Here is a 14,312-nt window from a genome sequence, read left to right on the forward strand (position 1 = left end):
GTTCGTATATCGGAGCCGGGTCGGTGAAGTTGCCTGCCTGTTAAGCGATCTGACGGCCGCCTACCGACCCTGGTCCTCCGTCGGCACCACGTGCTTCTCCTCCGCGAAGTGGCAGGCCGAGTCGTGCCTCGCCGGGGAGTCGGTCAGCCGGAATTTCGCCGGGACGGCGAGCGCGGGCACCTCCAGGGCGCAGCGCTCCTGTGCCTTCCAGCAGCGGGTGCGGAAGCGGCAGCCGGAGGGGATGTCGGCCGGGGAGGGGACGTCTCCGGTGAGGATGATGCGCTCGCGGTGGGCCCGGGCCTCGGGGTCGGGGACGGGGACGGCGGAGAGCAGGGCCTGGGTGTAGGGGTGGGTGGGGTGGTCGTAGATCTCGGCGTCCGTGCCGATCTCGACGATCCGGCCGAGGTACATGACGCCGACCCGGTCGGAGATGTGCCGCACGATGGACAGGTCGTGGGCGATGAAGACGTACGACAGGGAGAACTCGGTCTGGAGGCGTTCCAGGAGGTTCACGACCTGGGCCTGGACGGAGACGTCGAGCGCCGAGACGGGTTCGTCGGCGACGATGATCTCGGGCTGGAGCGCGAGGCCGCGGGCGATGCCGATGCGCTGCCGCTGGCCGCCGGAGAACTGGTGCGGATAGCGGTTGATGTACTCCGGGTTGAGGCCGACGACGTCCAGGAGGTCCTGGACCTTCTGGCGCCGGGAGCCCTTGGGGGCGACCTCGGGGTGGATCTCGTACGGCTCTCCGATGATGTCGCCGACGGTCATCCGGGGGTTGAGCGAGGTGTACGGGTCCTGGAAGACCATCTGGATGTTGCGGCGGACGGCCCGTAGCGCCTTGGCGGACATCTTGGTGATGTCCTCGCCCTTGTAGGAGATGGTGCCGGACGTCGGGCGCTCCAGGTTGACCAGCAGCTTGGCCACGGTCGACTTGCCGCAGCCGGACTCGCCGACGATGCCGAGGGTCTCGCCCGCCGCGAGGTCGAAGGAGACGCCGTCGACGGCCTTGACGGCGCCGATCTGCTTCTTGAGCAGGATGCCCTGGGTGAGGGGGTAGTGCTTGTACAGGTCGCGGACCTGGAGGATCGCCTCGCTGCGGAGGCTGGCCTCACCGCGAGCCTCAGCCATGGAGGCACTCCTTCCAGTAGTGGCAGGCGCTGGTGCGCGGGACCGGGGACTCGGTCACCTCGTAGAGCGGCGGCACGTCGGTGCGGCAGCGGTCCTGGGCGAGGGGGCAGCGGGGGTTGAAGGCGCAGCCGGGCGGGATGGCGAGGAGGTTGGGGGGCAGGCCCTTGATGGCGTACAGCTCCGAGCCCTTCTGGTCCAGGCGCGGGATCGATTCGAGCAGGCCCTTGGTGTAGGGGTGGGCGGGTGCCTTGTAGATCTCGTGGACGGGGGCGTGCTCGACGATCCGGCCCGCGTACATGACGGCGATCTTGTCGGCGACGTCGGCGACGACACCGAGGTCGTGGGTGATGAGGATGAGCCCCATCCGGAGCTCGCGCTGGAGTTCGGCGAGGAGGTCCATGACCTGGGCCTGGACGGTGACGTCCAGCGCGGTGGTGGGCTCGTCGGCGATGATCAGCTCGGGTTCGAGGGCGAGCGCCATGGCGATCATGATGCGCTGGCGCATGCCGCCGGAGAACTGGTGCGGGTACTGGCCCACCCGTTCCTTCGCGGCGGGGATGCGGACCCGGTCCATCAGCTCGACGGCCTTGGCCCGGGAGTCCTTCTTCGACAGGCCCTGGTGGACCTGGAACATCTCGCCCAGCTGGTCGCCGACGCTGATGACGGGGTTCAGCGAGGACAGTGCGTCCTGGAAGATCATCGCCATCTTGGCGCCCCGGACCTTGCGCCGCTCCTCCTCCTTGAGCTTGAGCAGGTCCTGGCCCTGGAAGAGGATCTCGCCGCCGGTGATCTTCCCCGGGGGCATGTCGAGGATGCCCATGACGGCCTGGGCGGTGACGGACTTGCCGGAGCCGGACTCGCCGAGCACGGCGAGCGTCTCGCCCTCGTCGACCGAGTAGTCGACGCCGTTGACCGCCTTGGCCACCCCGTCGCGCGTGTGGAACTCCACGTGCAGGTCGCGCACTTCGAGCAGCATGGGCGTCTACCTCAGCTTGGGGTCGAGGGCGTCGCGCACCGCGTCGCCGAGCATGATGAACGCGAGGACGGTGACGGCGAGCGCGCCGGCGGGCCAGAGCAGCATGTGCGGGGCGTTGCGGATGTACGGGGAGGCGGAGGAGATGTCGATGCCCCAGGACACGGTCGGCGGTTTGAGGCCGACGCCGAGGAAGGACAGGGTCGCCTCCAGGGCGATGTAGGTGCCCAGGGCGATGGTGGCGACGACGATGACGGGCGCGAGGGCGTTCGGCGCGATGTGGCGCAGCAGCATGCGGGAGTTGGAGGCGCCGAGGGCGCGGGCCGCCTGGACGTAGTCGTTCTGTTTGGCGGTGATGACGGAGCCGCGGGCGATCCGGGAGAGCTGGGGCCAGCCGAGCAGCACCATGAAGCCGATGACGGGCCAGACGGCGTTGCCGGTGACGACCGACAGCAGGACGAGTCCGCCGAGGACGACGGGGATGGCGAAGAAGATGTCGGTGATCCGGGAGAGGATCGCGTCCCAGACGCCGCCGAAGAAGCCGGCGAGTCCGCCGAGGACGGAGCCGAGGACGGTGACGCCGAGGGTGGCGAGGACGCCGACGGTGACGGAGGTGCGGGCGCCGTGGACCGTGCGGGTGTAGACGTCGCAGCCCTGGCCGTTGAAGCCGAAGGGGTGGCCGGGCTGGGAGCCTTCCTGCGCCTTGCCCAGGTCGCAGTCGAGGGGGTCGCCGGAGGCGATGAGGGAGGGCCAGATCGCGATGACGATCAGGAAGAGGATGACCAGCCCGGAGAGGATGAAGACGGGGTTGCGGCGCAGGTCGTGCCAGGCGTCGGACCACAGGGAGCGGGGTCTGCCGGCCGGTCCGGTGCCCATGGGGCCGCCGGGAGTCTTCTCCAGGGTCTCGCCCTCGCTCATGGCGAGGTCCACGGCGCCGCCGGCTCCGGTGGGGGCGATGGCGGCTCCTTCGTCGTAGTTCGGCTCAGGCATAGCGGATCCTCGGGTCGAGTACGGCGTACAGGAGGTCGACGAGCAGGTTGGCCAGCAGGAAGACCAGGACGAGGACGGTCACGAAGCCGACGACGGTCTGGGTGTTCTGGCGGAGGATGCCCTGGTAGAGCTGGTAGCCGACGCCGTGGATGTTGAAGATCCGCTCGGTGACGATGGCGCCGCCCATCAGCGCGCCGACGTCGGTGCCGATGAAGGTGACCACGGGGATGAGCGAGTTGCGCAGCAGGTGGCGGGTGATGACCCGGCGGCGTGGCAGGCCCTTGGCGACGGCGGTGCGGACGTAGTCGGCGCGCTTGTTCTCGGCGATCGAGGTCCGGGTGAGCCGGGTGACGTACGCCAGCGAGACGGAGGCGAGGACGAGGCCCGGGACGATGAGTTCGCCGACGGGGGCCTCGGGTGAGACGGCGGGTTTGATCCAGGCCCATTTGACGCCGAGGAGGAGCTGGAGGAGCAGGCCGGTGACGAAGGTCGGCACGGAGATGACGACCAGGGTGAGCAGCAGTACGCCGGTGTCGACGGGGCGGCCGCGGCGCAGGCCGGTGAGGACGCCGAGGGTGATGCCGATGACGATCTCGAAGACGATCGCCACGAGGGTGAGGCGGATGGTGACCGGGAAGGCGTTGCCCATCAGTTCGGTGACCGGCTGGCCGTTGAAGGCCGTGCCGAAGTCGCCGGTGAAGACGTTGCCCATGTACGTCAGGTATTGCTGGACGACCGGCTTGTCGAGGCCGAACTCCTTGCGCAGCTGGGCGGCGGTCGCCGGGTCGCAGGCGCGGTCGCCGCAGAGTCCGGCGATGGGGTCGCCCATCACGTTCACCATCAGGAAGATCAGCAGGGTGGCGCCGAAGAAGACCGGGATCATCTGCAGCAGACGCCGGATCACATAACGACCCATGGGGGGCTCCGGGGGGTGGGGGGAAGGCGTACGGCCCGGCGCGGGAGGGACGCCGGGCCGTACCGCCGTCGCCCGTGCGTCAGTTGACCGTGATCTCGTTGTAGACGGGCACGCTGAACGGGTCGAGCGCGACGTCGGAGACCCGGTCCGAGTAGCCGGCGCTGCCGTTCTGGTACCAGAGCGGGATGGCGCCCATGTCGTCGCGGAGGACTTCCTCGGCCCGCTGGAACAGCTCGACGGCCTTCGCGGTGTCGGTCTCCGCGTTGGCCTGGTCGACGAGCTTGTCGAACTCCGGGTTGGAGTACTTGCCGTCGTTGGACGAGGCGTTGGTGTAGTACATCGGCTGGAGGAAGTTCTGGATGAGCGGGTAGTCCATCTGCCAGCCGGCCCGGAAGGGGCCCTTGAGCTTCTGGGTGGTGACCTGGTTGCGGTAGTCGGCGAAGGTGCCGACGGGGTTGCCGACGCAGGCGTTGTTGCTGCCCAGCGCGTTGTTGATGGAGTTGCAGACGGCGTCCACCCACTCCTTGTGGGAGCCGGTGTCGGCGTTGTACGAGATCCTCATCGTGCCGCCGGGGATGCCGCCGCCCTCGGCGACCAGCCTCTTGGCCTCGGCCGCGTCGAACTCACAGGCCTCGCCGCAGAGCTCCTTGTAGCCGCCCTCCGCGCCGAGGACCGGGGAGGTCCAGTCCTTGGCCGGGGTGCGGGTCTTCTGGAAGATCGTGTCGGTGATCTGCTGCCGGTTGATGGCCATGGAGATGCCCTTGCGGAGCTTCTCCTGGCCCGGCCGGTTCCAGGCGGGTTCGTAGAAGGGGATGGACAGCGTCTGGATGATGCCGGCGGGGACGTTGATGTACCGGTCGCCCAGGTCGGCCTGGACGTTCTTGAGCTGGGAGGCGGGCACGTCGTCGACGAGGTCGAGGTTTCCGGCCGTCAGGTCGGTGTAGGCGGTGTTGTTGTCGGTGTAGACCTTGAGGGTCACTCCGCCGTTGCGCGCCTTGTCCTCGCCGGGGTAGCCGTCCCACCGTCTGAGGGCCATCTGGGAGCCCTTGGCGTACGAGTCGACGGTGTACGGGCCGTTGCCGACGGGCTTGGAGAGCCAGGCGGCGTGGTCGTCGAAGAACGCCCGGGGCAGCGGGGCGAAGGCGACGTAGCCGAGGGTTTCGGGGAAGGTGGAGAACTTCTGGGTGAGCTTGACCGTGAAGGTCCTGTCGTTCACGACCTTCAGGCCGGACATGGTCTGGGCCTTGGGCTGGCCCTGTTCGGGGTGGACCTGTTCGTAGCCTTCGATGTAGCCGAAGAAGTAGGCGTTCTTCTGGTTGTTCCTCAAGTGGGCGCCGTAGTTCCACGCGTCCACGAAGGACTTGGCGGTCACCTTTTCGCCGTTGGAGAAGGTCCAGCCGTCCTTGACGGTGATGGTGAAGTTGGTCGAGTCAGTCGTCTCGATCCGCTCGGCGAGCATGTCCCTGGCCTCGCCGGTCTTCGGGTCGTACTTCTTGAGACCGCGGAAGATCATGTTGAGGACCTTGCCGCCCTGGACCTCGTTGGTGTTCGCGGGTTCCAGCGGGTTCTGCGGATCGCCCCAGGAAGAGCTCACGATGCCGTCGGCGCCACCGGCGCCGGTGTCCGTACCGCCGCCGCAGGCGGTCGCCGCGAGGGCGACGGCCGCGGCCAGTGCGGCCCACTTGGCGTGCGTGGCTCCGCGCATGAGGTGCCTCCTGAGTGTCCCGAGTCTCACGTAGGCCTCAATATCACCCCATATGTGACGCGATGCACTTTATTGACACCCGGACGCCGAGCCCGGACGCACGGAGCCCCCGGCACCCGAAGGGGGTGCCGGGGGCTCATCCCGTACAGAGTCCCGTACAGAGGTACGAGCATGTTTCCGCACAGACGTACGAGCTGGTCAGACCGCGTGGACGACGTCCTTCTCCTCGGCGAAGTGGCACGCCGACTCGTGCGCGGCCGGGGTGTCCTGACCCTGGAACCGCTCCGGGATCGCGAGCAGCGGGACCTCGGTGGCGCACCGCTCCTCGGCCTTCCAGCAGCGGGTGCGGAAGCGGCAGCCCGACGGCGGGTTGGCCGGCGAGGGGACGTCACCGGTGAGGATGATCCGCTCGCGGCCCTCACGGGCCTCGGGGTCCGGAACCGGGACCGCCGACAGCAGCGCCTGGGTGTAGGGGTGCGTCGGGTGGTCGTAGATCTGCGTGTCCGTACCGATCTCGGCCATCTTGCCGAGGTACATCACGCCGACCCGGTCGGAGATGTGCCGGACGATCGACAGGTCGTGCGCGATGAAGACGTAGGAGAGGTTGAACTCGTCCTGCAGCTTCTCCATCAGGTTGATGACCTGCGCCTGGACGGAGACGTCCAGGGCCGAGACCGGCTCGTCGCAGATGATGATCTCCGGGTTGAGCGCGAGGCCGCGGGCGATGCCGATGCGCTGGCGCTGGCCGCCGGAGAACTGGTGCGGGTAGCGGTTGATGTACTCGGGGTTCAGACCGACCACATCGAGCAGCTCCTGCACCTTGCGGCGCCGGTCGCCCTTCGGGGCCACCTCGGGGTGAATGTCGAAGGGCTCGCCGATGATGTCGCCGACCGTCATCCGCGGGTTGAGCGAGGTGTACGGGTCCTGGAACACCATCTGGATGTTCCGGCGGACGGCCTTCAGCGCCCGGCCGGACAGCCTGGTGATGTCCTGGCCCTTGTAGAAGACCTCGCCCGCGGTCGCCTGCTCCAGGTTCATCAGCAGCTTGGCGACCGTGGACTTGCCACAGCCGGACTCGCCGACGATGCCGAGGGTCTCGCCCTGGTAGAGGTCGAACGAGATCCCGTCCACGGCCTTGACCGCGCCGACCTGCCGCTTGAACACGATGCCCTGGGTCAGCGGGAAGTGCTTGACCAGGTTGCGCACCTGGAGGATCGGCTCCCCCCGCTCGACCGGCGCCTCGATGGCGGCTACGGCCTCCGCCTCGGTGGCCGCGTCGACCGTCGCCACCTCGGTGACATTGGGGGTCGCGTCCACGGCCTCATCCTTCTTGCCGAGCTCAGCCATGGATCGTCTCCTTCCAGAAGTGGCAGGCGCTGCCGCGGCCCGGCAGTTCCGTGCCGTCCTGCTCCGACACCGGCGCGAGCGCCGGGACCTCGGTGCGGCAGATGTCCTCGGCCCTGGGGCAGCGCGGGTTGAAGGCGCAGCCGGACGGGATCTTGAGCAGGTTGGGCGGCAGGCCCTTGATCGCGTACAGCTCCTGGCCCTTCTGGTCCAGGCGCGGGATCGAGTCGAGCAGGCCCTTGGTGTAGGGGTGCGCCGGGCGCTTGTACAGCTCGTGCACCGGCGCCTGCTCGACGATCCGGCCCGCGTACATGACCGCGATCTTGTCCGCGACGTCGGCGACGACGCCGAGGTCGTGGGTGATCAGGATCAGACCCATGTTGTATTCCCGCTGGAGCTCCGCGAGGAGGTCCATGACCTGGGCCTGGACGGTCACGTCGAGCGCCGTGGTGGGCTCGTCCGCGATGATCAGGTCGGGCTCCAGGGCGAGCGCCATCGCGATCATGATGCGCTGGCGCATACCGCCGGAGAACTGGTGCGGGTAGTCGTTGACCCGGGCCGCGGCGGCCGGGATCTTCACCCGGTCCATCAGCTCGATCGCCTTGACCTTGGCCTCCTTCTTGGAGAGGCCCTGGTGCACCCGGAACATCTCGCCGAGCTGGTAGCCGACGCTGAGCACGGGGTTGAGCGAGGACAGCGCGTCCTGGAAGATCATCGCGATCTTGCTGCCGCGCACCTTGCGGTGCTCGTCCTCGGACATCTTGAGCATGTCCCGACCGTGGAAGAGGATCTCTCCCTTGGTCACGAACCCCGGCGGGGTGTCGAGGATGCCCATGATGGCCTGCGCGGTCACGGACTTGCCGGAACCGGACTCGCCGAGGACGGCGAGCGTCTCGCCGGCCTTCACGGAGTACGAGACACCGTTCACGGCCTTGGCGACACCCTCGCGGGTACGGAATTCCACATGGAGGTCCCGCACGTCGAGCAGCGGGCCGTCGAAGGTCTCGCCGTCACGCGGCGCGGGGACGCTCGCGGTCTTGTCGATGGTAGTCACTGCGTTCGTCCTCACTCTCAGCGCAGCTTCGGGTCGAAGGCGTCACGGACCGCGTCGCCGAGCATGATGAACGCGAGGACCGTGATGCTGAGCATTCCGGACGGGAACAGCAGCGGGTGCAGGCCCTGCGAGATGCGCTGCTGCGCCTCGGAGATCATCACGCCCCAGGAGATGGCCGGGGGCCTGATGCCGATACCGAGGAAGCTCAGGGTCGCCTCCGCGCTGATGACCACACCCAGGGAGATCGTGGCGACCACGACGACCGGGGTGATGGAGTTCGGCATGACGTGACGGAACATCAGCCGCCAGGTCGAGGCGCCCAGCGAGCGGGCGGCGGCGACGTAGTCGGCCTGCTTGACCTGCATGACGGCGCCGCGCATGACGCGGGCCATGGACATCCAGCCGACGGCGGTCAGCGTGAGCACCACGGCCATCACGCCGGCGTTGCGCATGCCCTTCTCGTCACGGAAGTTGTTCAGGATGACGATCGCGGCGAGCAGCAGCGGCAGACCGAAGAAGACGTTGGTGACGAACGAGAGGAGGGCGTCCGTCCACTTGCCGAAGAAGCCGCCGAGCACACCGACGAAGCCACCGATGAGCAGGGAGAAGACGGTCGTCAGCACACCGACGATGATCGAGTTGCGCGTGCCGTAGATGGTCTGCGAGTAGACGTCGCAGCCCTGGAAGTTGTAGCCGAACCAGGCACTTCCGCTCGGACCCGCCATCGAGTTCTTCAGGTTGCAGTCGAGCGGGTCGACGCTGGTGAAGAGACTCGGGAAGGCCGCGATGACCAGGATGAAGAGGATCAGAGTCGCCGAGACGAGGAACATCGGACGGCGGATCAGGTCCCGGAAGGCGTCCTGGGCGAGACTGCGCGCCTTGTCCTGCTTGGCCGGGCTGGGCGACACGGGCACGTCGGGCCCGGCCGGGTTGACGACCGTGTCGGTCTTCTGGGTGGTCTCACTCATAGCGAATCCTCGGGTCAAGCACGGCGTACAGCATGTCCACGACCAGCGCGGTGATCAGGTAGACGAGCACCAGCAGGCTGACGAATCCGACGACCGCCGGTCCGTCCTCCACGTTCAGCGAGGTGAAGAGCTGGAAGCCCACGCCGGGGATGTTGAAGATGCCCTCGGTGACGATGGCGCCGCCCATGAGCGAGCCGAGGTCGGCGCCCAGGTAGGTGACCACGGGGATCAGCGAGTTGCGCAGCACGTGGATGCCGATGACCCGGCTCTTCGGAAGGCCCTTGGCCTTCGCGGTCCGGATGTAGTCGGCGCGCAGGTTCTCCGCGACCGATGCCCGTGCGAGACGGGCGATGTACGCCAGCGAGACCGCGCCGAGCACCATACCCGGCAGCAGATAGCTGATGAATCCATCGTCGGTGCCGGCGACGGGGAAGAGTTCCCACTCGACGCCCAGGAACGTCTGGGCGACGTTGCCGAGCACGAAGATCGGGATGGCGATGACGGTCAGGGTGGAGACCAGCACCAGGTTGTCGATGAAGCTGCCACGGCGCATGCCCGCGAGCACACCGGCGGCCACACCAATGAACACTTCGAAGGTGAAGGCCACGCCCGCGACCTTCAGGGTCTCCGGCCAGGCCTCGGCGAGCAGCTCGGCGATCGGCCGGCCCTGCGCGATGGACTCACCGAAGTCGCCCTGGAGCAGCCCGGTGAAGTAGTACCAGTACTGCATCCAGAACGGCTCGTCCAGGTGGTACTGGGCGGTGAGCGTGGCTCGGATGTTGTCGGGTACGGGCTTCTCGCCGTACAGGTTCTGGATGGGGTCGCCACCCATCTGCGTGACGAGCAAAAAGACGATGAACGTGGTGCCGATGAAGACGGGCACCATCTGAAGGATTCGTCGGATGACGAACCGGCCCATGGGTCCTCCTCGCGAGAAACGGCGGGGGCCGGTGTTGCCGGCCCCCGCCGCCGTTCTCGACTCTTAAATGTGGGTCAGATGCCTTAAGGCCGTCAGGCCTTGGAGATCTTGGTGACGTCGACCCGGTTGAAGAGGTCCATCTCGACGTTCGACACGTTCTTGCTGTGCGCGAACACGTTCTTGCCGAAGCGCAGCGGGATCACCGGCATGTCCTGGACGAGGATGTCCTCGGCCTGCTGCCAGAGCTTGATGGCCTCGGCGGAGGTCTTGGCGGCGCGGCCTTCCTCGACGAGCTTGTCGAAGTTCTTGTTGCTGTAGCCGTAGTAGTTCGAGGAACCACCGGTGGTGAACAGCGGGCCGAGGTAGTTCTCCATGGACGGGTAGTCCATGATCCAGCCCATCCGGAACATGCCGGAGAACTTCTTCTGCTCGACCTGGGTCAGCAGCTCGGCGAACTGCGGGACGGCCGTGCCGACGCAGTCGACGCCGAGGTTCTTCTTGATCTGGTTGCAGGTGGCGTCCACCCACTCCTTGTGGGCGCCATCGCCGTTGTAGCCGATGTTGATCTTGTTGCCCTCGATGCCGCCGGCCTTGGCCAGCATCGCCTTGGCGGCGGCCGGGTCGAACTTGCAGGTGTCACCGCAGGTGTTCTCGCGGTAGCCACCCACGACCGGGGAGACGAAGGAACGGGCCGGCGACTGCGAGTCGTTGAGGACGACCTTGGTGATCTCCTCGCGGTCGATCGCCATGGAGATCGCCTTGCGGACCTCCGGCTTCGAGTACTTCTTGTCGTACGTCGGGAACGACACGAACTGGAAGGTGGAGGCCGGGGACGACTTGAAGCGGTCGCCGAACTGCTTGGGAGCGTTGGCCAGTTCCGAGCTCGGGACCTGCGGGACGACGTCCAGGGCGCCGGCGACGACGTCCTTATACATCGTCTCCTGCTTCTGGTAGATCTTGTAGGTCACCGAGTCGACCTTGGGCTTGTTGTCGCCCGTGTAGTCGGGGTTCTTGACGACCTTGATGGCCTTGTTGTGGTCCCACTTGCCTTCGATCTTGAAGGCGCCCTGGCCGATCGGGGCCTGCTCGTACGCCTTGATGTCCTTGAAGGCGGCGTCCGGCATCGGGTAGAAGACCGTGTAACCGAGAACGGTCTTGTAGTCGGCGAAGGGCTTCGCCAGCTTGACGGTGAAGGTGGTGTCGTCGACGACCTTCAGGCCGCTGAGCTCCTTGGCGGTCGGCTCGGGGGCCTTCTTCGCGCCCTCCTCGCCGTCCGGGTCCTTCGGGTTGAGGGCGTCGTAGCCCTCGATGGTGGCGAAGAAGTAGTTGCCGTCGGCCGCGTTCGGGCCGTAGGCGCCCCAGTTCCAGGCCTGGACGTAGCTCTTGGCGGTCACCGGGGTGCCGTCGTGGAACTTCTGTCCCGGCTTGATCTTGATGGTCCAGAGCGAGTTGTCGGTCGTGGTGATCGACTCGGCGGCGTCCTCGACCGGCTGGTTCTTGGCGTCGTAGCTGACGAGCGGACGGAACAGCGCGTCCAGCACCTGCGAGCCCTCGGACTCGGTCGTCGTAGCGGGGATGAGGCGCTTCGGCTCGGAAATACCGACGCTCACCGCGCCTCCGGCCTTCGCCTTGCCTTCCCCACCCTTGTCACTGCCGCCACAGGCGGTTGCTGCCAGGGCGACGACGATCGCGCCCGCTACCCACTTGGCGCTCTTGGCACCGCGCATGGGTTCCTCCTCATGAGTCCACTTGTCACTACGAGAGGGGGCACTTCGAGTCCGCCGACACCCCTGACGGCGATGTACTCAAGTTCCCCGAGTGTGCTCGTGAGTCGGCACTCCCCACAGTGCGAGACCCATTGACCCGAGCTCAATGGAGCCAACTATTAAGTACGTCCGGGCTGTAAACCACACTTAAGTGGTCTCGTTTTGACAACATCACCAAGGGCCTAGAGACCGAAATCCGGACAAAGCGATCACAGACAGACACCCCCGAAACGGACCGTTAACACACGTTCCGGAGAGCGACGGCCGATATCCGGACACCCGGCCCGTGAAATGGATTTGACGAAAGGCCCGGGCCCCCGCAGTGACTGCGGGGGCCCGGGCCTTGGAGATGAGACTATGTCAGGTCGATGCGGCGATGGTCACCACGTCGGCCGTCCGACGGACGATCAGCCGTGCTTGGCGCGGGAGGCGGTACGACCGCGCTCCTTCTGGTCCAGGACGACCTTGCGGATACGCACGGCCTCCGGGGTCACCTCGACGCACTCGTCGTCGCGGCAGAACTCCAGCGACTGCTCCAGGGAGAGCTTGCGCGGCGGGATCACGTTCTCGGTGTTGTCCGCGGAAGCCGCACGCATGTTGGTGAGCTTCTTCTCCTTGGTGATGTTCACGTCCATGTCGTCGGAGCGCGAGTTCTCACCGACGATCATGCCTTCGTAGACCTCGGTGCCGGGCTCGGTGAAGAGCACACCGCGCTCCTGCAGGTTGATCATCGCGAACGGCGTGACGGAGCCGGCGCGGTCGGCGACCAGCGAGCCGTTGTTCCGCGTGACCAGCGGGCCGAACCACGGCTCGTGGCCCTCGTGGATCGAGTGCGCGATGCCCGTACCGCGGGTCTGGGTCAGGAACTCCGTACGGAAGCCGATGAGGCCACGGGACGGAACGACGAACTCCATGCGGACCCAGCCGGAGCCGTGGTTCGACATGTTGTCCATGCGGCCCTTGCGGACGCCCATGAGCTGCGTGACCGCGCCCATGTGCTCCTCGGGGACGTCGATCGTCAGGCGCTCGACCGGCTCGTGCACCTTGCCGTCGACCTCCTTGGTGACGACCTGCGGCTTGCCGATGGTGAGCTCGAAGCCCTCGCGGCGCATCTGCTCGACCAGGATGGCGAGCGCGAGCTCACCACGGCCCTGGACCTCCCAGGCGTCCGGGCGCTCGGTGTCGAGGACGCGGAGCGAGACGTTACCGATCAGCTCGCGGTCCAGACGGTCCTTCACCTGGCGGGCGGTGACCTTGCGGTCCTTCACGGCGGACTTGGCGTCCGCGCCCTTGCCGGTGCCACCGCGGCCGACGAGCGGCGAGGTGTTCGTACCGATGGTCATGGAGATCGCCGGCTGGTCGACCGTGATCAGCGGCAGCGCGACCGGGTTCTCCGGGTCGGCCAGGGTCTCGCCGATCATGATCTCGGGGATACCGGCCACGGCGCAGATGTCACCGGGGCCCGCGACCTCGGCCGGCTTGCGGGTGAGCGCCTCGGTCATCATCAGCTCGGTGATGCGGACGTTGGAGATCGAACCGTCCCGCTTGATCCACGCGACCGTCTGGCCCTTGCGCAGCTCGCCCTGCTCGACACGGAGCAGCGCGATACGGCCGAGGAAGTTGTCGGCGTCGAGGTTGGTGACGTGGGCCTGGAGCGGCGCGTCCTCCTCGTACGTCGGGGCCGGGACGTGCTCCAGGATCGTGGAGAAGAACGGCTCCAGGCTGTCGCTGTCGGCCGGGACGGTGCCGTCCTCCGGCTTGGTCAGCGACGCGACGCCGTCACGGCCGCAGGCGTAGACGATCGGGAACTCGATCTGTTCCTCGTCCGCGTCCAGGTCGAGGAACAGGTCGTAGGTCTCGTTGACGACCTCGTCGATCCGGGAGTCCGGGCGGTCCGTCTTGTTGATGCAGAGGATGACGGGCATCCGGGCCTGGAGGGCCTTGCGCAGCACGAAGCGGGTCTGCGGGAGCGGGCCCTCGGAGGCGTCGACGAGAAGGACGACCGCGTCGACCATCGACAGACCGCGCTCGACCTCGCCACCGAAGTCGGCGTGGCCGGGGGTGTCGATGATGTTGATCGTGATCGGGGACCCGCCGTCCTTGGGGTGATACTTCACCGCCGTGTTCTTGGCGAGGATCGTGATGCCCTTCTCACGTTCCAGGTCGTTCGAGTCCATCATGCGGTCGTCGAGGTGCTGGTGGGCGGCGAAGGCACCGGCCTGCTTGAGCATGGCGTCGACGATGGTCGTCTTGCCATGGTCGACGTGGGCGACGATGGCGACGTTACGGATGTCGTGGCGCGTGGGCATGGGTGCTTGCGCTTCTCTCGGATCGTGGGATGCGGCGTCAGTTCCTCGTACGCCCGCCGGGCGGACGCGCCACGGCTACGTCCCATGGTACGGGGCCGCCGCGCAAGGGGCTTCCCCGACCGGATTCGAGAGGATCTTCCGGGAAGTTCCGGACTGCCTCGGTGGTGCGTTGCGCTGGGGGTGCGGATACGAGCGGGCCGGGTCAAGGGGCCGGACGCGATCCTGCCCGCCGGGGAC

11 protein-coding genes are annotated in these 14,312 nt (G+C 67.2%); all 11 read right to left on the minus strand.

Going from position 1 to position 14,312, the window contains the following annotated elements:
- Positions 1 to 60: 60 nt before the first annotated feature.
- The 11 genes from ACWDX6_RS01880 to typA all read right to left on the minus strand — a co-directional run bounded on the left by ACWDX6_RS01880 (position 61) and on the right by typA (position 14,075).
- On the minus strand, positions 61 to 1,131 hold the full coding sequence (locus ACWDX6_RS01880) for an ABC transporter ATP-binding protein (RefSeq protein WP_451482982.1): 1,071 nt from the start codon (positions 1,129 to 1,131) through the stop codon (positions 61 to 63).
- Positions 1,124 to 2,107: an ABC transporter ATP-binding protein gene (locus tag ACWDX6_RS01885; protein ID WP_451482983.1), complete on the minus strand. Its 984-nt coding sequence runs from the start codon at positions 2,105 to 2,107 to the stop codon at positions 1,124 to 1,126. Before ACWDX6_RS01885 ends, ACWDX6_RS01880 begins: the two co-directional genes overlap by 8 nt.
- Positions 2,108 to 2,113: 6 nt before the next feature.
- The gene (locus ACWDX6_RS01890) at positions 2,114 to 3,094 is read right to left on the minus strand and encodes an ABC transporter permease (protein WP_451482984.1); all 981 of its coding nucleotides are present in this window, start codon (positions 3,092 to 3,094) and stop codon (positions 2,114 to 2,116) included.
- A complete protein-coding gene (locus tag ACWDX6_RS01895; protein ID WP_403288290.1) occupies positions 3,087 to 4,010 on the minus strand; it encodes an ABC transporter permease in 924 nt (307 codons plus the stop codon). The genes ACWDX6_RS01890 and ACWDX6_RS01895 overlap by 8 nt, the downstream gene beginning before the upstream one ends.
- Positions 4,011 to 4,089: 79 nt before the next feature.
- Complete coding sequence (locus tag ACWDX6_RS01900) at positions 4,090 to 5,715, minus strand: peptide ABC transporter substrate-binding protein (protein WP_451482985.1); 1,626 nt, start codon at positions 5,713 to 5,715, stop codon at positions 4,090 to 4,092.
- Between the two features lie 198 nt (positions 5,716 to 5,913).
- Complete coding sequence (locus ACWDX6_RS01905) at positions 5,914 to 7,062, minus strand: ABC transporter ATP-binding protein (protein WP_451482986.1); 1,149 nt, start codon at positions 7,060 to 7,062, stop codon at positions 5,914 to 5,916.
- Positions 7,055 to 8,113: an ABC transporter ATP-binding protein gene (locus ACWDX6_RS01910; protein ID WP_451482987.1), complete on the minus strand. Its 1,059-nt coding sequence runs from the start codon at positions 8,111 to 8,113 to the stop codon at positions 7,055 to 7,057. The genes ACWDX6_RS01905 and ACWDX6_RS01910 overlap by 8 nt, the downstream gene beginning before the upstream one ends.
- Before the next feature lie 17 nt (positions 8,114 to 8,130).
- Positions 8,131 to 9,081 carry an ABC transporter permease gene (locus ACWDX6_RS01915; protein ID WP_451482988.1) on the minus strand — a complete coding sequence of 317 codons (951 nt, stop codon included), beginning with the start codon at positions 9,079 to 9,081 and terminating at the stop codon, positions 8,131 to 8,133.
- Positions 9,074 to 10,000 carry an ABC transporter permease gene (locus ACWDX6_RS01920; RefSeq protein WP_451482989.1) on the minus strand — a complete coding sequence of 309 codons (927 nt, stop codon included), beginning with the start codon at positions 9,998 to 10,000 and terminating at the stop codon, positions 9,074 to 9,076. The genes ACWDX6_RS01915 and ACWDX6_RS01920 overlap by 8 nt, the downstream gene beginning before the upstream one ends.
- Positions 10,001 to 10,092: 92 nt before the next feature.
- A complete protein-coding gene (locus ACWDX6_RS01925; protein WP_451482990.1) occupies positions 10,093 to 11,727 on the minus strand; it encodes a peptide ABC transporter substrate-binding protein in 1,635 nt (544 codons plus the stop codon).
- Between the two features lie 446 nt (positions 11,728 to 12,173).
- Positions 12,174 to 14,075: a translational GTPase TypA gene (typA, locus tag ACWDX6_RS01930; RefSeq protein ID WP_451482991.1), complete on the minus strand. Its 1,902-nt coding sequence runs from the start codon at positions 14,073 to 14,075 to the stop codon at positions 12,174 to 12,176.
- Positions 14,076 to 14,312: the final 237 nt, after the last annotated feature.

It is taken from the genome of Streptomyces sp. NPDC003027 (genome assembly GCF_053591435.1).